Genomic DNA, 20,634 nt, shown 5'->3' with positions numbered 1-20,634 from the left:
CGTGTGCGCCCGACGCAACGGCACACAAGAATTTTCGAAAATTGTTGGTAAAGTTCTTCGAAGAATATTGTCCGCCGTAGAAAACTCATGCTCCGCCCTCGCCACGCCAGCGCGCTATTTGGGCTGGAAAACCGTCCAAATTTCCACCGCGCAGCCTCACCTTGGGAAGGATGATTGCACCATTGGCGGCAGTAAAAACGAAAGTCTTTTTCCCCTGTGCGAAACGGTCGATATCCGGCCATCCGAAGTGCAGGCGGCTGCTTTCAGTCTCTTGGATCAACCCGTCTTTCGACACGGTCGTGACCACATCGCCAGCCAGCGGCGATTGCAGGGTCACCGAAAGAAAATGCCGTAGGCGCAAATGGCGCAGGCCGATATAGCCCGCGACGATAAGGAACGGCAGATAGGCCACGGCGACGCCGTTTTCGGGTGCTTTCCCAGTCAGCACGATCCACCCGCCTACCAGCGCCAGCCCCAGACTAGTCACCAAGATCACTAGCATGGCAAGAGTTTCGACAAAGCCCAGCAGGCGCCAAGGGCCCGAACAGACCAGGCGCGCTGCGATGCGGCTGCCTTCGGACATCTCCGCAAGGCTGACCGGCCTGTCAAAGATGAAATCTCCCTCCGTCATGCACCCCCCGCCCCCTTCCGCCGGTACCTGCCGTCCTCCTCGGGCACCGCGGCCACATCCGCATCCCGCACCAGCCGCTCCTCGCCGCTCAGGCAGACGAAGCGCTGGCCGCGCATCCGGCCGATCAGGGTCAGGCCGACTTGGCGGGCGATCTCGACCCCCCAGGCGGTGAAGCCCGAGCGCGAGGCCAGCACCGGAATGCCCATCAGCGCCGTTTTGATCACCATTTCCGAGGTCAGCCGCCCGGTGGTGTAGAGCAGCTTGTCGCCCGCTGCGACGCGTTCGGAAAACATCCAGCCGGCGATCTTGTCGACGGCGTTATGGCGTCCGACGTCCTCCATATAGACCAGCGGGCGGTCGCCCTGGCACAGCACCGTGCCATGAATCGCGCCGGCCTCAAGATAAAGCGACGGCGTGCGGTTGATCTTGTGCGCCAGCGCGTAGAGCTCCGAGGTTTTCACCCGGGTCGCCGGTAGTTTCACCCTGTCCAGACCTTCCATCATGTCGCCAAACACCGTGCCGACGGCGCAACCCGAAGTGCGAGTTTTGCGCGAGAGCTTGTCCTCAAAGGAGGTTTCGCGCACGGTGCGCACCACCACGGTGTCAAGCTCGTCGTCGAAATCGACGCCGGTCACCTCCTCCTCCGGCCCGAGCATCCCCTGGTTGCGCAGGAAACCCAGCGCCAGATAGTCCGGATAATCCCCGATCGTCATCGCCGTGACGATCTCGCGGGAATTGAGGAAGATAGTCAGCGGCCGCTCTTCCACCACGCGGATATCAGTCGGCTGCCCCAGGTGATCGGTGCCGGTGACCGCCCGCGTCAGGCGTGCCGCGCCGGGGTCGGGCGCGATAATGTATTCCCCTACGTCAAGGCGAGTCACAGATTGTTTCCCTCTCCCAAAACGGGTAGCGATGCTAAATAGCATCACACGTTTCCGATTTTACGGCCTTACCATGCCACCTGCCACCGCAAAATCCCCCTTCTGGATGGGCGTGCGCGCCGGCGCCCCGTTCATCCTTGTTGTGGTTCCCTTTGCCGCGCTGTTCGGTCTGGTTGCCACAGAGGCCGGCCTTAACCTTTTGGAAACGCTTGGTTTTTCTTTTGCGGTTGTGGCCGGGGCAGCGCAGTTCACGGCGCTGCAGTTGATGCAGGAGCAGGCGCCGGTGCTGGTGGTGCTGATCTCGGCGCTGGCGGTTAACCTGCGGCTGGCGATGTATTCGGCGGCGCTGACACCGCATCTTGGGGCCGCTCCGCTGTGGCAGCGCGCCTTCGTCGCCTATATGACCGTTGATCAAAGCTTCACCACCTCGATTGCCGCCTATGATCGCCACCCGCATTGGCGGCTGGGGCAGAAAACAGCCTTCTTTTTCGGCGCCTGCACTCCGGTGCTGCCGGCCTGGCTGGCCGCCACGATCGCCGGCGCACTTGCCGGCCAGCACATCCCGCCGGACTTCGCGCTCGATTTCGCCGTGCCAATCACCTTTCTGGCAATGATCGCGCCGATGCTACGCACGCTGGCGCATGTCGCGGCGGCGCTCACGGCGGTGACGATGGCGCTGGTGCTGGCTTGGCTGCCCTATAATCTCGGCCTGCTGGTCGCCGGGTTCGCCGGCATGGTTGCCGGGGCGCAAATCGAACTGAGGGTCGAGCGCCGCGTGATCGGCGAAGGGCACGGCACATGATCGAAAAGACCACGCTTTGGCTGGTGATCGCCGGGCTGGGTCTCGGCAGTTTCGGATTGCGGTTTCTGTTTCTCGGGCTGGTCGGCAACCGTCCGCTGCCGGCCTGGGTGCTGCGGCATCTGCGCTACACCGCCGTGGCGGTGATTCCGGCCCTGGTCGCGCCGATGGTGCTGTGGCCGCAGGCCACCGGCGGCACGCCTGATCCGGCACGCCTGGCCGCGGCGACGGTCACCCTAGCAGTCGGGCTGATCAGCCGCAACGTGCTGGCCGCCATCCTCGCCGGCGGCGCGACGCTATTCGGTTTGCTCTATCTGGCGTGACCCCGCCCGGGCGCGGGCCGCGATCGGTCAGGGGGTTTTCCTGGGCGTCGTCTTCGCGCCGGCTTTTGTGGTGGCGAACCGTTCCGGATCCCATTGCTCGAGCAGCTTGGTATTGTCGTCGTCGTCATACTCGTGCAGCGTCGCCTCGCGGACACCCGGAACCCTGCGGAACTGCTCGGCCAACTTGACCGGGTACATGCCCTGCCGGATGTTCGCCAACCCCGGCAACCGCCGCAGGATGCCGCTCGTGGCGCTGGCGCAATAGGCATTTGGCACCGCGCCGTTTTCCTCGATCAGCTTCAGCGCGGTCTCGGCGACCTCGGGGCTGACGTCGAGTTCCTGCACGATCACGTGCCAGGTCTTGCGGGCATGGTAGCGCGTATAGACATCGGCGATCTTGGGGGTGATGCCATATAGCACATCGTTGCGTTCCGGAACCAGCGGATGCACGAAGCTGCCCGAAGGATCGAAGATCACCCGCTGCGAAGCGTTGACCATCAGAGAGGTATGGCCACCGGCGCCCGTTTCATTGCTGATCATGGTAAACAGCGTTAGCCGCGATGGAGTCGGGTCGCGGTACTGGACCTGCTCGATGTCGCTCTGCGGCGCCCAGACGGGCTCAGCCCCACAGCCGGCCATGGCAAAAAGCGCCACGAGTGCAAACACCGCCTTGCGCATGTTCCCCCAACTCCCGAAACCGAATACTGGGCCCCGCTGTCTGCACCCGGTGCCCCACCGGGCGCAGCGCGAAATCAGGCGCCGACCAGCGCCAGGAAGGCCAGGATCAGGACGATCACGATGATCGTCCGGGTCACGAACTTGACAAAGCCCTCGAAGGTCTTTTCCTGGACAAAGGTATTCATTTCGCCATGCTTGTGTTCGGCCATTTTCGTGCTCCGATATGTGAACTTTTTGCCTCAATACTGGATTCGAATGGTTCTGTCACCCGTCGAGCGTTCCGTTTCGATGCCGGCACGTGGCCCCTTTCCCAAATGCCGCACACATGCGATATGACGCGCCATGCGCGACGAGATCGATGACATCCATCCGCTCTTTGCCGGGGCGCCGAAAACGACCGGGTTCAAGAAGCTGCGCAAGCGGCTGGTCCAGAACGTGCGCGAGGCTGTCGACCGGTACGGCATGGTCGAGCCAGGGGCGAAATGGCTCGTCTGCCTGTCGGGCGGCAAGGACAGCTACACGATGCTGGCGATTCTGCACGAACTGCAATGGCGCGGGCTGTTGCCCGTCGAGTTGCTGGCCTGCAATCTCGACCAGGGTCAGCCCGGCTTTCCCGCGACCGTGCTGCCGGACTTCCTCGAAGAGCGGCAGGTGCCGCACCGGATCGAATACGAGGACACCTATTCGATCGTGAAAGAGAAGGTGCCGCAGGGCCGGACCTATTGCGCATTGTGCTCGCGGCTGCGGCGCGGAAATCTCTATCGCATCGCCCGTGAAGAAGGCTGCTCGGCGGTGGTGCTGGGCCATCACCGCGACGATATTCTGGAAACCTTTTTCATGAACCTGTTCCACGGCGGGCGCTTGGCCACGATGCCGCCCAAGCTGGTCAATGAAGAGGGCGATCTGTTCGTCTACCGCCCGCTGGCCTTCGTCGCCGAAGCCGATTGCGACCGCTTTGCCCGGGCGATGGGCTATCCCATCATTCCCTGCGATCTCTGCGGCAGCCAGGACGGGCTGCAGCGCCAGCAGGTCAAAGCCATCCTCGACGGCTGGGAGAAGAACGCCCCCGGCCGACGACAGGTGATGTTCCGGGCCTTGATGAACGCGCGGCCCAGCCACCTGCTCGACCCGAGGCTGTTCGATTTTGCCGGGTTGCAGCGCGGAGACGCGCGCGCCGGCGACCCAAGCGCGCCCGATCTGGGATCGGTCGAATTTGACTGAAATTTCCTTCGGCTTGCGGCAGTGGCGTTAAACCGATGTTGAGAGACCGGGCGCTAGCGTGATCCTGTTCTGAACAAGGGATCGCTGCCATGGCCCTTCGCCCGGGTAACTCGCTTTTTCCGCTCCGTACCGTGCTGCGCCGGATACTGACTGGCCCGCAGATGCTGGCTTTTCTGCCCGCGCTGGCGCTCGGGGCCTTCTGGACAGCCGGTGAAGGCGCGCTGGTGGCGGTGGCACTGGGCACGCCGCTGCTGGTGCTGCTATCGGGCGGGTTCGCACCGCTGTCGGACATACCCGGCGGGCCGCGCGATTCCACCAACGGCCTGCCACTCGGTGCCGCGCTCGAGGATCATCTTGAACATGCCCTGATGCAGACCCGGCACCGTGGCCTGAAAACCGCCTGCCTGATCCTGCAAATCGAAGAGTTCGACACCTTCGTGACCCGCCATGGCCTTACAGCAGGCGACGCACTTTTGGAACACTGCGCCCGCCGGATTGCCGGTGCGCTGCGCAGCGGCGACCATCTCGCGTGGATCGGGGGCGCCGGCCCCGGGGCCGTGCGGTTCGGCATCGGGCTGCGGGCGATCGCCAATCTCGATCTCGAATCCGCGATCCAGATTGCCGCGCGGGTGCAGGCCGCGGCCGAAGAGCCGGTCGTGCTCGACGGCACCGCGGTCTATGTTTCGGCGGGGATTGGCTTCAGCCTGTCCAACCGTTGCCCCGACGGGACCGGGCAGGGGATGATTCAGGCCGCGCAGGTTGCGCTGGACGAGGCCCTGCATCACGGTCCCTCGGCGATCCGCGTCTACTCACCCGAGATGGTCCGCACCGGCCAGACCCGCCAGGCCGTGCAGCACGACGCCCTCTCGGCGTTGGAAAATGGCCAGATCGTGCCCTGGTTCCAACCGCAGATTTCAACCGACACCGGTCGGGTCACCGGGTTCGAAGCGCTGGCGCGCTGGGTCCACCCCGACCGCGGCGTCATACCACCGCCGGACTTCCTGGCCAGTCTCGAGCAGGCTGGCCAGATGGAACGGCTGGGCGAGGTTATCCTTTACGGCGCGCTAAAGGCAGTCGCCGCCTGGGATGCGACCGGGCTGCAAGTGCCCTGTGTGGCGGTGAATTTCACCGGTGACGAGCTGCACAACCCCAGGCTGGCCGACAAGATCCGCTGGGATATCGACCGTTTCGAACTTACCCCCGACCGTTTGACGGTAGAGGTGCTGGAAACCGTGATGGTCGGCCCGCCGGACGATACCGCCACCCGCAACATCACCCGGCTGGCCGAAATGGGCTGCCGAATCGACCTGGACGATTTCGGCACCGGCAATGCCTCGATCGCCGCGCTGCGCCGCTTCGCCATCGAACGGATCAAGATTGACCGCAGCTTCATCACCCATGTCGACGAGGATGCCGAGCAGCAGCGCATGGTCTCGGCGATCCTCACCATGGCCGAGCGGTTGGGGTTGGAAACGCTCGCCGAAGGGGTCGAGACCGCCAGCGAACACGCCATGCTGGCGCAGCTTGGTTGCCGCCACGTGCAGGGCTTCGGCATCGCCCGGCCGATGCCGTTCGAGCAGACCGTCGAGTGGATTCGCGACCACGAAGCCAAACTCGCCCGGCCGCCCGTCATCGGGCGCAAATCAGGCTGACGGCCATGCACTGTGCATTTGCGCGCCGCCGACGGCGCCTGCCCGCCAACCGAAAGAGGCGCAAATAGCCTCAATCGATCAATATCGGCTTGACCTTTTGCCATACACTCTGTTGAACCTGCCCCACCTTTCCAGGACGCGTGTGGGCCGACGATGGACGATCAGAACAAGAACCTCATCCTTGCCGTGACTCTTTCGATGCTGGTGATCCTCGCCTGGTCGATCATCTTCCCACCGCCGGAACCGCCGCAGGAGGCCCCCGGCACCGAGGTCACCGCGACCGCGACGCCCAGCGCCGACAGCCCCGCGACCGGCGGCCCGGTGGTCGATACCGCCACGGGCGGTGCCGCCGCAACCACCGAAGCCAGCGCCAGCGCGCTGGCCGAGGCACCGCGCATCACCATCGACACGCCCAGCGTCAAAGGCTCAATCTCGCTGCTGGGCGGTCGTATCGACGACCTCGCACTGAAGAATTACCGCGACACGCTGAACGAGGGCTCGGACATCGTCACCCTGCTGAGCCCGCAGGGTGGTGACGGCGCGTATTACGCCCTGTTCGGCTGGGCCCCCGGCGCCGGGCTCGCGCCCGAAGACGTGCCCGGTCCCAACTCGCTCTGGACTCAGGAAAGCGGCGGCACGCTCGCCCCCGGCGCCCCAGTGGTGCTCCGCTGGCAGAACGGCAAGGGCCTGACCTTCCGCCGCACGATTTCGATCGACGAAGAGTTCATGTTCACCATCCGCCAGGCGGTACAAAACGACTCGGACGGCACCGTGACGCTCGCGCCCTACGGTATCCTGGCGCGCCACGGCGAACCGGCCGAGCTGAAAAACTTCTTCATCCTGCACGAAGGCGTCGTCGCCATGGCCGACGGCCAACTGGCCGAGGTCGACTACGGGGATATGACCGATTTCGCTTTCGATCCCAACGAAGGCGCCAAGGCGCAGGTCACCCGGGTCCAAGGCAACGGCTGGATCGGTTTCACCGACCACTACTGGATGACCACGCTGATCCCCGGCAAGGGCGCATTCAAATCCGTTGCCAAATACGACGACCGGCGCGACATCTATCAGACCGAAGCGGTCATGAAGACCCAGAGCCTCGAACCCGGCGGCAGCACCGAAATGAGCGCCCGGCTCTTTGCCGGCGCCAAGGAATGGGCGACGATCCGCGCCTACCAGAACGAGGGCAGCGTCGACAAATTCCTCGATTCGATCGACTGGGGCTGGTTCTTCTTTATCACCAAGCCGATGTTCGCGGTGCTGCACTGGCTCAACGCCATCATCGGCAACATGGGCTGGGCCATCATCGGGCTGACCATCGTGATCAAGATCATCCTGTTCCCGCTGGCCTACAAATCCTATGCCTCGATGGCCAAGATGCGCGAACTGCAGCCGCAGATGGAGGCGCTCAAGGAACAATGCGGTGACGACCGCCAGAAGATGCAGCAGGAAATGATGGCGCTCTACAAGCGTGAAAAGGTCAACCCGGCCTCGGGCTGCCTTCCGATCCTGCTACAGATCCCGATCTTCTTCTCACTCTACAAGGTGATCTTCGTTACGCTCGAACTGCGCCACGCCCCCTGGATCGGCTGGATCCGCGACCTTTCGGTCCCTGACCCGAGTTCACTTTTCAACCTGTTCGGCCTGCTGCCGTGGGACGGCCCACCGCAAGGCTCGATCCTGGCGCTCGTCTTTCTCGGGATCATGCCGATCCTCTTGGGAGTTTCGATGTGGCTGCAGCAGAAGCTGAACCCTGCCCCCACCGACCCGACCCAGAAGATGATCTTCGCCTGGATGCCCTGGGTGTTCATGTTCATGCTGGGCAGCTTTGCCTCGGGCCTAGTGCTCTACTGGATTGCCAACAACACCATCACCTTTATCCAGCAATATACGATCATGCGCAGCCACGGCTACAACCCGGACGTGTTCGGCAATATCCGCTCGAGCTTCAAGCGCGGCGGCGGGGACGAAACGTGACGGCGCGGCTGGCGCAGATCTGGCGCCACCCTGTCAAGGCGCACGGCCGCGAACGCATCGACATGGCAACGCTGGAAGTGGGCAAGGCTCTGCCCTGGGACAGGGTCTGGGCGGTGGCGCATGAGCGGTCCTGCTTCGACGTTGAGCGCCCGTCCTGGGCGCCGCCCGGCGATTTCTCGCGCGGCGCCTCCTCGCCCCGGCTGCAGCAGATCGAATGCTTCTCCGACCCGGCCTATCGCAGCATCACCTTCTTTCATCCCGACCGGCCTTCGATCTCCATCAACCCGCATGACCACGGCGACGGCTGTGAATTCATCCAATGGGTGATGCCGATCTCGCTCGGCGCCAAGCTGCTGCCGTCGCGCTTCGTGCGCGCGCCTGACGAGGCGATGACCGACACCGGTTACCAGTCGATCTCGCTGATCAACCTCGCCTCGCACCGGGCCCTTGCCGAACACCTCGGCCAGGACCTGTCCGAACTGCGTTGGCGCGGCAATTTCCTGGTCGAAGGCATGGCGGCCTGGGAAGAGCTCGACTGGGTTGGCAAGACTCTTCGGCTGGGGGATGCTGAATTCGAAGTGGTCGAACCGATCCAGCGCTGCCGCATGACCGAAGCCAACCCCGAAACCGGCCGGCGCGACGCCGACACCCTGCGCGGCCTATCCGAAGGGTTCGGACACCAGAATTGCGGCGTCTACCTGAAGGTGACCAAGGGCGGCGAGATCATGGAAGGCATGAGTTTCGAGGTGCTGGGCTGATGCAACTCGCCTTTCCCTTGGCTCCGGACCCGGACGACGCGGCGCGCGAAGCCGGCCGCAGGCTGTTCGCCGGCGGGGCCGAGTTTCTCAAGGGCGTGGTCGCCATGTCGGGCCTGCCGCCCGCCGACCGCATCGAGATCTGCTTCGCCGGCCGCTCCAACGTCGGCAAATCCTCGCTGATCAATGCTCTGACCGGGCGCAAGGGGCTGGCGCGGGCGTCGAACACGCCCGGCCGCACCCAGGAGATCAACTTCTTCACCGTCGGGCCTGAACACTACCTCGTCGACCTGCCCGGCTACGGCTATGCCAACGCGCCGCTGGCCAAGGTCGAGAAATGGCAGCGACTCCTGAAACAGTATCTCTCGGGCCGGCCCAGCCTGCGCCGCGCTTTCGTGCTGATCGACGCCCGCCACGGTATCAAGCCGGTGGACGAAGAGATCATGGCGTTGCTCGACAGCGCAGCCGTCACCTTCCAGGGCGTGCTGACCAAGGCTGACAAGGTGAAGGCGCAGGACCGCGACCGGGTTCTGGCACAGGTGCGCGAGAAGCTGTCGACCCATCCCGCCGCCTTCCCCGAACTGGTGCTGACCTCGTCGGAAAAGGGCGACGGCATCGAAACGCTCAGGGCGATCATCGCCGGGCTGGTCTGATCAAGCGGTGCGCTGGCGCGCGCAGGTCGCTTTTGCGTTCGGGCCACGCAGGCCCTGGGGGACCAGTCCCCCAGACCCCCTGGGATATTTCCGGTCAGATGAAGCAAGGGTTTATTAACCTTGTCCGCCTACTGTCATCTTCGCGGTACAGGCGGGGACGCCGATGGCCGCGTCAGGTGAAGGCCCCTCGTCGTCGGCGAGGGGCCGAACCTTTTTCTGGATCCAAAACTTCATCTGACCCGAAATATCCCGGGGAGCGCGAGGGGCTGGCCCCTCGCGTCTTGCATCAGACGTGCTGCCCGCCGTTGATTTCGATTTCGGTGCCGGTGATGTAGGAGCTTTCGTCCGAACAGAGGAAAAAAATCGTCGCCGCCACCTCCTCGGTCTGGCCAAGGCGGCGCAGCGGGATCTGCTCGACCAGCTTTTCCGTTCCCGGCGACAGAATCGCGGTTTCGATCTCGCCAGGGGCGATGGCGTTGACGCGCACCCCCATCGGGCCGAAGTCATTTGCCATCTCACGGGTCAAGGCCTTCAGCGCCGCCTTCGACGTGGCATAGGCGGCGCCGGCAAAGGGATGCACCTGGTTGCCGGCGATCGAGGTCACGTTGACGACCGCGCCTTTCGCCGCCGCCAGTTCCTGCTTCAGCCCGCGCGCCAGCACGACGCTGGCGAAGAAATTGACGTGAAACACCTTGCCCCAAGCGGCCAGATCGGTGGTCAGGGTCGACAACCTCTCGCCCTCGGGTCCTTTCGGAGAAATGCCGGCGTTGTTGACCAGCGCGTCCAGCCGGCCGTCGAGCCGCCCGCGGATGTCCTCGACCGCGCGCATCGTGTCCTTGGGATCGCCCAGATCGATCTGCACATGGTTTTCGGCGCCGCCGCCCCAGGGGCATTCGGCCGGGAAGGGATGGCGCGAACAGGTGATCACCCGCCAGCCCTCGCGGTTGAAGCGCCGCACGGTGGCATGGCCGATGCCGCGGCTGGCCCCGGTCAGAAGAAGCGTTTTTTGCGTCATGGATCCGTTCCCGCTCTTGCTCTGCAGCGACTTTACCACTGCCGGGCGGCGCGGCAATGGGCGCCTTGGCAGCGCGGGTTGAAAGGCGTAAACCGAACGGGCTTACAAGGACCTGTCAACGCCGATGAGAACGCAGACCATGAACCGCGACTGGATTGCCACCGCCCGCACCCTTTCCGAGGCATTGCCCTATCTTCAGCGCTACACCGGCGCCGTCGTGGTGATCAAACTCGGTGGCCACGCCATGGGCTCGGACGAGGCGATGGAGTTGTTTGCGCGTGACGTGGTGCTGCTGCGCCAGGTTGGGGTCAACCCGGTGGTCGTCCATGGCGGCGGCCCGATGATCAACGAACTCCTGAAAAAACTCGACATCCAGTCCGAATTCGTCGACGGCAAGCGCGTCACCGACGCCGCCACCATGGAGGTGGTCGAGATGGTGCTCTCGGGCCAGGTCAACAAGCGCATCGTGCAGGCGATCAACGATCAGGGCGGCCGCGCCGTCGGGCTGTCGGGCAAGGATGCCCGGCTGGTGACCTGCGTCGCCACCGACCCACGGCTCGGTCTCGTCGGCACACCGTCGAAGGTTGACCCTGGAATCCTCCAGACGCTGTTCGACGCAGGCGCCATCCCCGTGATCGCGCCGCTGGGCGGCGGCGAGGCCGGCCAGACCTTCAACATCAACGGCGACACCATGGCCGGCGCCATCGCCGCCGCGCTCAAGGCCGACCGGCTCTTGCTGCTGACCGATGTCGAAGGCGTCAAGGACAAATCCGGCACACTTCTGACCGATCTCGAGGCGGCGCAGATCCACGCGATGATCAAGGACGGCACCATCGCCGGTGGCATGATCCCCAAGACCGAGACCGCGCTCGGCGCGCTCGAAGGCGGCGCGCGCGCGGTGGTCATCCTCGACGGCCGGGCCCCGCACGCGGTCCTGCTCGAGCTTTTCACCGAACACGGCGCCGGGTCGATCATCCGCCTCGGCCGCTGATCCCCCTCGAGGGCTGACGCCCACCCGCGTCAGACATGGTGGAATACCTGACCTCTCGCGAGAGTTGATCTCCGCTATACTGAACGCAGAGCGGCACGCGATTTTTCGTGTCTCCTGCTTGGTGATTTCCAACCTTCAGGCTGCGTCTTCGCGGCCCATTTCAGACATATTTTTCAAGGATTTGACACATGGACAAGGAAAAACGAACCACACGGATATCAACCTCCGAAGATGTTGCTGCGCTCGAACTTGATCTGCGCAGCTTCAAACGCCGACGGGTGGGGCGGCTGCAACTCGACATTCCCGGCATGGACGACAGCACACAGAATCGCCTCTCGCTGGCGCTTAATCGCAACTATGCCGTCTGCGGCTGTGGCGAAGCCACGGCGCTCGGCCTGGTCGGTCTTGTTGTTGGTGCCGGCTATGCTTGGGCGGCCGGGCTGATCCCCGACGCCTGGCTTGCCGCCCTCGGTTACACTCTTGGCGGTTTCACTCTGGGCGTGGCCACGGGCAAGCTGATCGGCAAGTCCATCGCCCGTGCCCGGCTTTCCCGCGCCGTCGAGGAACTGCGTCAGCATTTCGGCCCCGAGGAACTGCCGCCCGAAAAACCCACCGCGCGCTGCGCGGTGCATGGCACTTGAGGAGGCGGTGCGATGAGAATCTGCGTCGAAACCGCCATCGAACAATTCGAGGAATGCTCGGAATGGGAAGACCAGGGATACGAGACCTGCGACGAATGGGTGGATCAGGGCTATGAATCCTGCGACGATTGGGACGACCGCTGCTGCGACTGGTGGCCCTGTTCCTGGGGCTGCAAGCTTATCACCTGGGTCTGTGTCGGTTGGGTCTGGGTTTCCAACCTCGTCTGCGTCGCCTGGGTCTGGGTTTCCAACCTCGTTTGCGTCGCCTGGACGCTCATCACCACCACGGTCTGCGTGCTCTGGGCGGTGATCGAGGTCATCCTCCTGCCCATCGCCTGGATCGTCGAGGTGATCTCCTCGATCCCGATCATCGGCCGGCTGATCGACATGGTGATCAACCTGATCAACACCATCATCAAGCGGCTGATCGACCTGCCCACGGCGATCCTCGACCTGATCGGCATCCGGCCTCTGAAGCGAATGCAGCTTTGCGTCATCATCCTGCGCGACGAAGACGGCAATCCGGTCTCGGACGAGGCCACGCTACGGCCGTTTCTTGACGAGACCGTCGACACCTTCCGGCGCGAGGCCAATATCCATGTCCATATCGCCGGCATCCACACGGTGGAAAACGCCTCGCCCACCTACGCGCTCGATGTCGGCTGCAACGCCGATGCCTTTCTCGAGGATCTCTGGCTGCCCGGCAGCTATTTCCTGTGGACGGCGATGCTGAACTGTCCGCTGGGCGCAACCTCGCGGATCGGGCCGGTACGGCCGCAAATCGTAGTCTTCGCCGTGCGTGAGATTCCCGGCACCACCGCCGGCTGCGCGCTGGGGCCGCTCAACGATTACCTGACGGTCGAAGGCAACAACCCGGTCTGCATCCCGCACGAGGTCGGCCACAAGGTCGGGCTGTGGCATTGCTGCGATGCCACCAACCTGGCCAATCCGAACTGCGGCGGCATCCGTCTGCAAGGCTGGCAAGTCGCCATCGCGCGCAATTCGAAATACGTCAGCTGGTTCTGAGGAAGTGGGGTCACCAACCTGGCTTGCCGCTGGCGCCCGAGCCAAACGAGCCAAGCTGAAAACATGACTGCTACTGGCCTGGAGGGGACGTTGCCTGTTCGGATCGCGAGCCGCGATCCGAACGAGGCGGGGGAGGCGCTGCCTCCCCCGCACCCCCTCCGGGATATTTCAGGTCAGATGAAGGAAAACACGCTTGTCTTCCTCTTTCTCGAAATATCCCGGGGGGACTGGGGGGCTGGCCCCCCAGTCGGTCGGAGTGGCGAAGCCAATTCGAAACCAATGACCCCTCCAGACCAACAACAGACAACGCGACCGCCGCAATCCTAATGGCTCCAAAGCGAAACCGCCGCGCCTTTTCCCAGCACGACCGGTGGTTTTTCCATGGTCCCGCCCCTGGGGTCGGTTGCGCGACACTTTATTGATTTGGCATCGTCACGAAAACGCCTATGTAATCCGCCATGGAACACGAAACCGTCATTCGCCTTGCCATCTTCCTCGGTCTCTTCTCCCTGTTCGCCGCGGTCGAAGCCTGGGTCCCGCGCCGCCGGCGTACCCAGCCGCGGCAGACCCGCTGGACGACGAACTGGGCGATCACCATCCTAAACACGTTGGTGCTGAGGGCGCTGGCCATCGGCCTGCCGCTTCTGGCGGTGGGCGCAGCGATCGACGCCGCTGCCAATGGCTGGGGATTGCTCAATCGGATCGACGGGCCTGTCTGGCTCGAGATCACGGCCGCCGTGCTGTTTTTCGACTTCGCCATCTGGGCGCAGCACCTGATCACCCACAAGGTGCCACTGCTGTGGCGGCTGCACCAGGTCCACCACGCCGACCGCGACATCGACGTGACCACCGCGATCCGCTTCCACCCGATCGAGATCGCGCTGTCGATGCTGTTGAAGATCGGGCTGGTCTACCTGATCGGCCCGGCCGCCCTTGCCATCATCCTGTTCGAGATCATCCTCAACGGCACCGCCATGTTCAACCACGCCAACATGAAACTGCCGCTCTGGCTCGACCGCTGGCTGCGGCTGGTGCTGGTCACGCCCGACATGCACCGCGTCCACCATTCGGTGCAAAGACACGAACATGACAGCAACTACGGCTTTGCTCTGTCGATCTGGGACCGGATCTTCGGCACCTATGTCCCGCAGCCTGACCAGGGCCACGAGGGGATGGACATCGGCCTGCGGTGGCGCGATGACAATCCCTCGAAACTGGGCTGGAGCCTGACGCTGCCGTTCCGCGAGAAATGAAACTCGCCCCCGCCCCCGAAACCCACGCGCTCATGGTGATGGGCGCCCTGCACGACGCCGGCGACACCATCGTTTTGCTCGGCCCGCACGAGCCGGGCTTCTGGGCGCATTTCACCGCCCAGCCAGAATACCGCGACGGACGGCCCGACCCGCTCGACCGCTGGTCGAAGCGGGCGATCGGGGGGCTCGCCGCCGACTGGAATGGCACCGCGATCTTTCCGTCCGACGGCCCTCCCTACGCCCCGTTCCAGGACTGGGCGCTACGCTCGGGGCAGGCCTGGACCTCACCGGTGGGGATGCTGGTGCAGGCGCAGGCCGGGTTGATGGTCAGCTTCCGCGGCGCGGTGCGCCTCGCCGGCCGCCGCCTGCCCTTGCCCGCCGCCAAGCCCGATCCTTGCCGGACCTGCCCCGACAAGCCCTGCCTGTCGGCCTGCCCGGTCGGCGCCCTCGGCCCCGGACCTTACCGGGTCGACGCCTGCCGCGCCCATCTGGAGACAGCCGAAGGCCGGGACTGCAGGGCGCAGGGGTGCGCTGTTCGGCGCGCTTGCCCGGTCTCACGCTCCTATGGCAGGCTGCCGGAGCAATCCGCTTTTCACATGAGGGCCTTCCGATGAGCCTCCGCCTGATCCTAATGCGCCACGCCAAGTCGAGCTGGGACGATGCCTCGCTCGACGATCACGACCGCCCGCTCAACGGCCGCGGCCGCCGCTCCGCGGTGGCACTGGGCAAATGGCTGCAGGACAAGGGCTATCTGCCCGATACCGTGCTCTGCTCCGACGCCGTCCGCACCCGCGAAACCTTCGAACGTCTGGGTCTCGGCGTTCTGCCGGTGAAATACCTCAAGGAAATCTATCATGCCTCGACCGGCGTGATCCTCGACACTTTGCGCGACAAGGGCGCCGGCAAATGCGTGCTGATCGTGACCCACAATCCCGGCTGCGCCGATTTCGCCGACCGAATCGTGACCGAGCCGGTCAAGCATGACCGCTTCTTCGACTATCCCACCGGTGCGACGCTGGTCGTGGATCTGTCCGCTGACAATTGGGAAGATGTGGCCTTCCACACCGGCACGGCGGTTGATTTCGTGATCCCCCGCGAACTGACCGATTGACGAAATAAGCCGATTCAGGCGACTTGCTTTGCCTCGGCGACGGCCATGTCGCGCTGACCGACGCTGTCATGCAGCCGCTCGGACCGGTCGCGACCCACGACCCGGCGTTTGCGCAACAGGAACAGCTTGCCCCAGCTCATCCACGTTCCGACCGGAGGCGCGCTCGGATCGGTCGGGAACTCGGCCTGCCACCCCGATGGCAGCGGCATGCCACAGCGGGAAAGCTTGTCCAACATCCAGACCAGTGGGATATTCGACAGCGGCCGCGCCGCCGCGTGCCCGCCCAGTTGCCCGCCGACATCGCCATGCGCACCGGGGAACCAGACCTGTTCGACCCGCGCCTCGAGCTCTTCCGGCGTATCCCACAGGACCGGCGCGAAGGCGGATCGGGTTTCATCCAGCGCCAGTGCGTGGAACCCGTGTCGGACCGTGGCGCCGATTTGGTGAGTGTGGAATTCGTGCGCCGGCTCCGACCAGCGCCAAAGGATCGGCAGGCGCAGGCCCAGCGCCTTCACCGTGTCCCACACGCCCACCACCTCGATCTCGACCCAGGCGTGGCAATAGGCCTGGCGGAAGGCGCGCGCCGCGGGGCTGCCCGGCGGTGACTGGTAATGACGATAGGCGGTCAGCACGTTGCGCTCGGTCGCGCAATCGGCCCGGAGCAGGCCGACCTGGTCAATCACACCGGCCAGAGAGCGCACCGCGAAGGCGCCTCGGGAATAGCCCATCAGGAAGATCCGGTCGCCGGGACGGTAGCGCGACGCGAGATAGCCATAGGCGCGGCGGATCTGCCGGTTGATGCCGCGCCCGGTGATCACGTCCCCGGCTGAGCGCCAGTCGCACCACTGCACACCTGCTTCATAGTAGCAGGACACCGGCGCGCCGATGCGGCTCAGCAACTTGTAGGCAAGCCCGGCATTGGTTTCGCAGCCGGGCCGCAGAGAGGACATGGTGCCGTCGAGGATGATCACGTGGGTCATCGCCCCCCGGCCACGTGCCAGCTGCGGTTTCGACCCGAGCTGCCATGGTCGGAGCCAGTTAAAGACCTGTTTACCGACGTTCCTCCACATCCTGAATCATCTTCCACACGCGTTCCGGAGTGAAGGGCATGTCCGCCTGTCGCACTCCCATCTCCCACAGCGCGTCACCCACTGCATTTGCCACGGCAGCCATCGCGCCCACCGTGCCGGCTTCTCCGCAGCCCTTCATTCCCATCGGGTTGGCGGTCGACGGCACCGGCTCGGTCTCGAAACCAAACATGGGCAGATCATCGGCGCGCGGCAAGGCATAGTCCATGAAACTTGCCGTGAGCAACTGGCCGTCCTCGTCATGGACCACCCGCTCCATCAGTGCCTGACCCGCGCCCTGCGCCACCCCGCCATGCACCTGGCCCTCGGCCAGCATCGGGTTGATCAGGTTGCCGAAATCGTCGACCACGTCATAGCGGACCAACTCGACCTTGCCGGTCTCGGGGTCGACCTCGACCTCCGCGACATGCGCCCCGTTGGGGAAGGACCGGCCCGGCAGCGTTGCCCGCTTTTCATGGCTCAACAGATCGGCGCGCCCATCGGCGCGCGCCATCTCGGCCACTTCCAGCAGGGTCGGCGTCAGGTTCGAGCCCGGCGCGCGGAAGGTCTCGTCATCGAACACGATCTCCTCCTCCTTCACGCCCATCTTGTCCGCCAAATAAGGCTTCATCGCGGCGATCATCACCTCGACGGTGGCCAGCGTGGCGTGGGATTGGGTGGTGACAGACCGGGAGCCCCCGGTGCCACCACCCTGTGCGATCAGGTCGCTGTCACCCTGCACGACCTCAATAACCTCCGCCGGAATACCGGTCTGATCCGACAGGAACTGAGCATAGACCGTCTCGTGCCCCTGCCCGTTCGACTGGGTGCCGACGTAAATCGTCACACTGCCATCCTCGTTAAACACGACCTTCGCACCCTCGGAAGGATCGCCCAAAATGCTTTCGATATAGTAACAGAGCCCGAGCCCGCGTTTCTTCCCGCGATTTTCGCTCTCGGCGCGGCGCGCGGCGAAGCCGTCGATATCGGCGAAACGCTCGGCATGGGCCAGCACCCGGCCGAAATCACCGACGTCGATGGTCTCGTCGCTCAACGTCTTGTAGGGGAACTGATCCGGCCGGATGAAGTTGCGCCGGCGCAGCTCCAGCGGATCGACGTCCAGCTCGCGCGCGGCACGGTCCATCAGCCGCTCGATCAGGTAAATCGCCTCGGGCCGCCCGGCGCCGCGATAGGCATCGACCGGCACGGTGTTCGAGAACCAGCCATTCACCTGCAGCCACGCCGCACCGATGTCATAGACCCCCTGCAATACCCGGGAAAACAACCGGGTCTGGATGATTTGGGCAAATTGCGAGTTGTAGGCGCCGAGGTTGCAGTCGGTATGTACCCGATAGCCGGTGATCTTCAGGTTCTCGTCAAAGGCGAAGGCCGCCACATGGTTCAGGTCGCGGCCATTGGCATCCGACACCATCGCCTCGGACCGGGTGCTCATCCAGCGCACCGGCCGGTCCAACATCCGCGCCGCCTGCGCCACCAGGATCTGCTCGGGGTGCGGCTGGCCCTTCATGCCAAACCCGCCGCCGGTGTCGGGGTTGGTGACGCGGATCATCTCCGCATCCATGTCCAGCACCTCGGCCAGCGTCCGCTTCGGCACCCACACGCCCTGCGCGTTCACCGCGAGATGCAGCCGTCCGCCCTCGATCGGCTCGGCATAACAGCCGCGCGGCTCCAGCGAGGCGACGATGACGCGGTTGTCCTCGACCTCCATCTCGACCACATGCGCCGCCTCGGCAAAGGCCTGTTCGGTCGCGGCTTCGTCGCCCAGCCCCCAGTCGAAGGCATGGTTGCCCGGCGCCTCGTCATGCAAGTCGACCTCGCTGCGGCCACGCGCCATCTGTGCCGGCAACTCCTCGATCTCGGGCCAGATCGTCTCGGCCGCGTCGCGCGCCTGGTTCAGACTCTCGGCCACGATCATCACGATCGGCTCGCCGACATAGCGCACCCGGCCCTTGGCCAGCAAAGGCCGTTTCGGCATCGCCGCCTTCGACCCGTCGCGGTTGTCGATCTGCACCGCCGGCAAACCCTTGGTCACCCCGGCCTCGGCCAGGGCGGCCGCGTCCAGCACCAGGTGCACGCCCTCCATCTCCCGCGCCTCGTCCAGATCGAGAGCCGACAGCGTGCCATGCGCCATATCCGAACGCACGAAGTATGCGTAAAGCGCCCCTTCCGGCACGATATCGTCGACATAGCGCCCTTCGCCGCGCAGAAACCGCAGATCCTCGACCCGTTTCACCGGCTGCGACCGTCCGAATTTTTCCATGCCTGCTTCCTCACCTTATTCACGCGCCGCAAGAGTTTAGCTGCCCGGACGACGCAGGCAATGCCCCGCCCCTTATCTTGTCCAAAATACTTGAAAAAACGCCGCGTTACGCCGTCGCATGGTCAGGGTTTGGGCGCCGCTCCCGCCAGCCTGACCGCCGCCGGTGGACTGACGCGATTGAACCTTGCGGCAATGGCCGGCGAATGAGCGCCCGGGCCGGTGAACCGAACACAGTCACCTTCGGCTCGGCTGCCGCTTCAGCGCGGATCAATCGGCCGCAGGTCGAAGCCCAGTTCGTTCTCGATCGCCCCTGCCACCTCGAGACAGACCAGATCGTCCATCCGGTCGCCGATCACCTGGACTCCCAGCGGAATGGGCTTGCTGTCGAGTGTACGCACCGTGGCGGACGGCAGGCCCAGGACATTGACGATGTAGAGAAACCGCTGTGCTGCCATGATCTCGGGCAATGTCGCCGGCTGTTCGATGTCCTGGTCGGCACGGAAGGGCGGTTGGCCCGAGACCGGCAGGATCAGCGCATCGATATCGTCGAACATCCGTCCCCATTCGCGCAGGATCGACATCCGCCGCGCCTGTGCCGCCATGAAGCCGGCCATGTCCGGCACGCCGAAGATCTTGGCATAGCCGTCGATCACCCCCTGCGCCGCCGGCGAGCCCAACTTGCGGATCGCGTCCAGCATCATCACCGCAGTCTCGGCGTTCAACAGTTCGCCCCAGGTCTGCGCCGCCTCCGCTGCCATCGGCGGGGCGATCTCGACCAACTCCATTCCGGCCTGCTGCGCCGCGCCCACCGCCGCCTCGACCGCCCGCGTCACCTCGGCCTGCACCTTGCCGTCCCCGAAGGCATCGATGCACCAGCCGACCCGCAATCTGCGCCCCTCCCTATTGCGACCGCTGTCGGGCGCGGCGCACCACAACGGGTCGTCCGACGAGCGCATCCGCAGCACGTCATGCGCCAGCCGGATATCCCCGACTTCGCGGGCGATCATGCCCTGCACGCTCATCATGTTAGTGGTCATCGGCCGCTCGGCCGGGGCCGAGCGGTTGAAAGCCGGCACCCGCCCCATGGACGGGCGCAGCGTCGCCAGTCCGCAACAATAGGCCGGATAACGCAATGACCCGCCCAGATCGTTGCCATGGCCCAGCACGCCCATGCCGCTGGCCACTGCCGAGGAAGCTCCACCAGAAGACCCGCCCGAGGTCAGCGCCGAGTCCCACGGATTCAGCGTGCGGCCATAGATCGGGTTCGAGGTGAAAAAGCGCAGGCTGAATTCCGGTGTCGACGTCCGCCCGATCACCACGCCTCCGCCCGCGCGGATGTTGCGCACCACCGGCGCATCCTCTGCACAAACGATCTCGTTCAGCCCCGGCAGCCCGTTCGAGTTCGGCAACCCTCTGAAATCGACGTTGATCTTGATCGTGACCGGCACCCCCCAGAGCGGGGGCGGATCGGCCGGTCGATTGGCATCCATCGCTTCGGCCTGCGCCATCGCCGCGTCGTCCAGCGGCTCGACCACCGCCCGCAGCACCGGCTCACAGTTAGCAACGCGGTCAAGATGCGCCCGTGTGACCTCGGCCACCTTGACCTCGCCGCGGGCCAGGCGCTGCGCCGTCTCAACGGCGCTCCAGGTGATGATCTCGTGCATGTCCGACCTCCCTTT

Annotated in this window: 21 protein-coding genes; 13 read left to right on the top strand and 8 right to left on the bottom strand. The window is 64.7% G+C overall.

Going from position 1 to position 20,634, the window contains the following annotated elements; translation table 11 throughout:
• Positions 1-85: 85 nt before the first annotated feature.
• Positions 86-631 (bottom strand): YcxB family protein, encoded by a 546-nt coding sequence (locus tag NO357_RS20810; protein WP_306737682.1) that lies wholly within the window; start codon positions 629-631, stop codon positions 86-88.
• Positions 628-1,512, bottom strand: coding sequence for a formate dehydrogenase accessory sulfurtransferase FdhD (locus tag NO357_RS20805; RefSeq protein ID WP_376744411.1), 885 nt, complete (start codon positions 1,510-1,512; stop codon positions 628-630). The genes NO357_RS20810 and NO357_RS20805 overlap by 4 nt, the downstream gene beginning before the upstream one ends.
• Before the next feature lie 73 nt (positions 1,513-1,585).
• Between NO357_RS20805 and NO357_RS20800 the strand changes: the two genes are divergently transcribed.
• Both NO357_RS20800 and NO357_RS20795 read left to right on the top strand, forming a co-directional pair.
• A complete protein-coding gene (locus NO357_RS20800) occupies positions 1,586-2,314 on the top strand; it encodes an AzlC family ABC transporter permease (protein ID WP_306737680.1) in 729 nt (242 codons plus the stop codon).
• Positions 2,311-2,634 carry a branched-chain amino acid transport AzlD family protein gene (locus tag NO357_RS20795; RefSeq protein WP_306737679.1) on the top strand — a complete coding sequence of 108 codons (324 nt, stop codon included), beginning with the start codon at positions 2,311-2,313 and terminating at the stop codon, positions 2,632-2,634. The genes NO357_RS20800 and NO357_RS20795 overlap by 4 nt, the downstream gene beginning before the upstream one ends.
• 27 nt (positions 2,635-2,661) lie before the next feature.
• Here NO357_RS20795 and NO357_RS20790 read toward each other — a convergent pair whose 3' ends face one another.
• Both NO357_RS20790 and NO357_RS20785 read right to left on the bottom strand, forming a co-directional pair.
• Positions 2,662-3,312, bottom strand: a complete 651-nt coding sequence (locus tag NO357_RS20790; RefSeq protein ID WP_306737678.1) for a hypothetical protein — start codon at positions 3,310-3,312, stop codon at positions 2,662-2,664.
• A gap of 74 nt (positions 3,313-3,386) precedes the next feature.
• Positions 3,387-3,521, bottom strand: coding sequence for an aa3-type cytochrome c oxidase subunit IV (locus NO357_RS20785; protein WP_306737677.1), 135 nt, complete (start codon positions 3,519-3,521; stop codon positions 3,387-3,389).
• 133 nt (positions 3,522-3,654) lie between these two features.
• Between NO357_RS20785 and ttcA the strand changes: the two genes are divergently transcribed.
• The 5 genes from ttcA (at position 3,655) to yihA (ending at position 9,570) form a co-directional block, all read left to right on the top strand.
• Positions 3,655-4,533: a tRNA 2-thiocytidine(32) synthetase TtcA gene (gene ttcA / locus NO357_RS20780; RefSeq protein WP_306737676.1), complete on the top strand. Its 879-nt coding sequence runs from the start codon at positions 3,655-3,657 to the stop codon at positions 4,531-4,533.
• An 89-nt stretch (positions 4,534-4,622) separates the two neighbouring features.
• Positions 4,623-6,185 (top strand): putative bifunctional diguanylate cyclase/phosphodiesterase, encoded by a 1,563-nt coding sequence (locus NO357_RS20775; RefSeq protein ID WP_306737675.1) that lies wholly within the window; start codon positions 4,623-4,625, stop codon positions 6,183-6,185.
• A gap of 153 nt (positions 6,186-6,338) precedes the next feature.
• Positions 6,339-8,162: a membrane protein insertase YidC gene (yidC, locus tag NO357_RS20770; protein WP_306737674.1), complete on the top strand. Its 1,824-nt coding sequence runs from the start codon at positions 6,339-6,341 to the stop codon at positions 8,160-8,162.
• Complete coding sequence (locus tag NO357_RS20765; protein WP_306737673.1) at positions 8,159-8,920, top strand: MOSC domain-containing protein; 762 nt, start codon at positions 8,159-8,161, stop codon at positions 8,918-8,920. The genes yidC and NO357_RS20765 overlap by 4 nt, the downstream gene beginning before the upstream one ends.
• Entirely contained in the window at positions 8,920-9,570 is a 651-nt protein-coding gene (gene yihA, locus NO357_RS20760) for a ribosome biogenesis GTP-binding protein YihA/YsxC (protein WP_306737672.1), read from the top strand. The genes NO357_RS20765 and yihA overlap by 1 nt, the downstream gene beginning before the upstream one ends.
• A 286-nt stretch (positions 9,571-9,856) precedes the next feature.
• Here the strand turns inward: yihA and NO357_RS20755 are convergent, their stop codons facing one another.
• Entirely contained in the window at positions 9,857-10,585 is a 729-nt protein-coding gene (locus tag NO357_RS20755) for an SDR family NAD(P)-dependent oxidoreductase (protein ID WP_306737671.1), read from the bottom strand.
• A 124-nt stretch (positions 10,586-10,709) separates the two neighbouring features.
• Here NO357_RS20755 and argB point away from each other — a divergent pair, with 124 nt between their 5' ends.
• The 6 genes from argB (at position 10,710) to NO357_RS20725 (ending at position 15,607) form a co-directional block, all read left to right on the top strand.
• Positions 10,710-11,576 carry an acetylglutamate kinase gene (gene argB, locus NO357_RS20750; RefSeq protein ID WP_306737670.1) on the top strand — a complete coding sequence of 289 codons (867 nt, stop codon included), beginning with the start codon at positions 10,710-10,712 and terminating at the stop codon, positions 11,574-11,576.
• Positions 11,577-11,764: 188 nt separating this feature from the next.
• Entirely contained in the window at positions 11,765-12,217 is a 453-nt protein-coding gene (locus NO357_RS20745; RefSeq protein WP_306737669.1) for a hypothetical protein, read from the top strand.
• Positions 12,218-12,229: 12 nt separating this feature from the next.
• Complete coding sequence (locus NO357_RS20740) at positions 12,230-13,243, top strand: hypothetical protein (protein ID WP_306737668.1); 1,014 nt, start codon at positions 12,230-12,232, stop codon at positions 13,241-13,243.
• 458 nt (positions 13,244-13,701) lie between these two features.
• Positions 13,702-14,496 (top strand): sterol desaturase family protein, encoded by a 795-nt coding sequence (locus NO357_RS20735; protein WP_306737667.1) that lies wholly within the window; start codon positions 13,702-13,704, stop codon positions 14,494-14,496.
• Entirely contained in the window at positions 14,493-15,110 is a 618-nt protein-coding gene (locus NO357_RS20730; RefSeq protein ID WP_306737666.1) for a ferredoxin, read from the top strand. The genes NO357_RS20735 and NO357_RS20730 overlap by 4 nt, the downstream gene beginning before the upstream one ends.
• On the top strand, positions 15,107-15,607 hold the full coding sequence (locus NO357_RS20725; RefSeq protein ID WP_306737665.1) for a SixA phosphatase family protein: 501 nt from the start codon (positions 15,107-15,109) through the stop codon (positions 15,605-15,607). Before NO357_RS20730 ends, NO357_RS20725 begins: the two co-directional genes overlap by 4 nt.
• Positions 15,608-15,621: 14 nt before the next feature.
• Here NO357_RS20725 and NO357_RS20720 read toward each other — a convergent pair whose 3' ends face one another.
• The 3 genes from NO357_RS20720 to NO357_RS20710 form a co-directional block, all read right to left on the bottom strand.
• Positions 15,622-16,677, bottom strand: a complete 1,056-nt coding sequence (locus NO357_RS20720) for a T6SS phospholipase effector Tle1-like catalytic domain-containing protein (RefSeq protein WP_376744410.1) — start codon at positions 16,675-16,677, stop codon at positions 15,622-15,624.
• Complete coding sequence (locus tag NO357_RS20715; protein WP_306737663.1) at positions 16,658-18,955, bottom strand: xanthine dehydrogenase family protein molybdopterin-binding subunit; 2,298 nt, start codon at positions 18,953-18,955, stop codon at positions 16,658-16,660. The genes NO357_RS20720 and NO357_RS20715 overlap by 20 nt, the downstream gene beginning before the upstream one ends.
• A 257-nt stretch (positions 18,956-19,212) precedes the next feature.
• Positions 19,213-20,619 carry an amidase gene (locus NO357_RS20710; protein WP_306737662.1) on the bottom strand — a complete coding sequence of 469 codons (1,407 nt, stop codon included), beginning with the start codon at positions 20,617-20,619 and terminating at the stop codon, positions 19,213-19,215.
• Positions 20,620-20,634: the final 15 nt, after the last annotated feature.

This window comes from Marimonas arenosa, assembly GCF_030848945.1.
In the GTDB taxonomy this organism is placed as follows: domain Bacteria; phylum Pseudomonadota; class Alphaproteobacteria; order Rhodobacterales; family Rhodobacteraceae; genus Marimonas; species Marimonas arenosa.
The sequence above is the reverse complement of the archived record's forward strand: the minus strand, read 5'-3'. Positions and strand labels throughout refer to the sequence as shown.

Coding starts and splice junctions, on each gene's coding strand:
- NO357_RS20720 (WP_376744410.1), bottom strand. CDS start 16,677: ATGTGGAGGAACGTCGGTAAACAGGTCTTTAACTGGCTCCGACCATGG.
- NO357_RS20810 (WP_306737682.1), bottom strand. CDS start 631: ATGACGGAGGGAGATTTCATCTTTGACAGGCCGGTCAGCCTTGCGGAG.
- NO357_RS20775 (WP_306737675.1), top strand. CDS start 4,623: ATGGCCCTTCGCCCGGGTAACTCGCTTTTTCCGCTCCGTACCGTGCTG.
- NO357_RS20735 (WP_306737667.1), top strand. CDS start 13,702: ATGGAACACGAAACCGTCATTCGCCTTGCCATCTTCCTCGGTCTCTTC.
- argB (WP_306737670.1), top strand. CDS start 10,710: ATGAGAACGCAGACCATGAACCGCGACTGGATTGCCACCGCCCGCACC.
- NO357_RS20730 (WP_306737666.1), top strand. CDS start 14,493: ATGAAACTCGCCCCCGCCCCCGAAACCCACGCGCTCATGGTGATGGGC.
- NO357_RS20725 (WP_306737665.1), top strand. CDS start 15,107: ATGAGCCTCCGCCTGATCCTAATGCGCCACGCCAAGTCGAGCTGGGAC.
- NO357_RS20795 (WP_306737679.1), top strand. CDS start 2,311: ATGATCGAAAAGACCACGCTTTGGCTGGTGATCGCCGGGCTGGGTCTC.
- NO357_RS20740 (WP_306737668.1), top strand. CDS start 12,230: ATGAGAATCTGCGTCGAAACCGCCATCGAACAATTCGAGGAATGCTCG.
- ttcA (WP_306737676.1), top strand. CDS start 3,655: ATGCGCGACGAGATCGATGACATCCATCCGCTCTTTGCCGGGGCGCCG.
- NO357_RS20785 (WP_306737677.1), bottom strand. CDS start 3,521: ATGGCCGAACACAAGCATGGCGAAATGAATACCTTTGTCCAGGAAAAG.
- NO357_RS20715 (WP_306737663.1), bottom strand. CDS start 18,955: ATGGAAAAATTCGGACGGTCGCAGCCGGTGAAACGGGTCGAGGATCTG.
- yihA (WP_306737672.1), top strand. CDS start 8,920: ATGCAACTCGCCTTTCCCTTGGCTCCGGACCCGGACGACGCGGCGCGC.
- NO357_RS20755 (WP_306737671.1), bottom strand. CDS start 10,585: ATGACGCAAAAAACGCTTCTTCTGACCGGGGCCAGCCGCGGCATCGGC.
- NO357_RS20790 (WP_306737678.1), bottom strand. CDS start 3,312: ATGCGCAAGGCGGTGTTTGCACTCGTGGCGCTTTTTGCCATGGCCGGC.
- NO357_RS20710 (WP_306737662.1), bottom strand. CDS start 20,619: ATGCACGAGATCATCACCTGGAGCGCCGTTGAGACGGCGCAGCGCCTG.
- NO357_RS20745 (WP_306737669.1), top strand. CDS start 11,765: ATGGACAAGGAAAAACGAACCACACGGATATCAACCTCCGAAGATGTT.
- yidC (WP_306737674.1), top strand. CDS start 6,339: ATGGACGATCAGAACAAGAACCTCATCCTTGCCGTGACTCTTTCGATG.
- NO357_RS20800 (WP_306737680.1), top strand. CDS start 1,586: ATGCCACCTGCCACCGCAAAATCCCCCTTCTGGATGGGCGTGCGCGCC.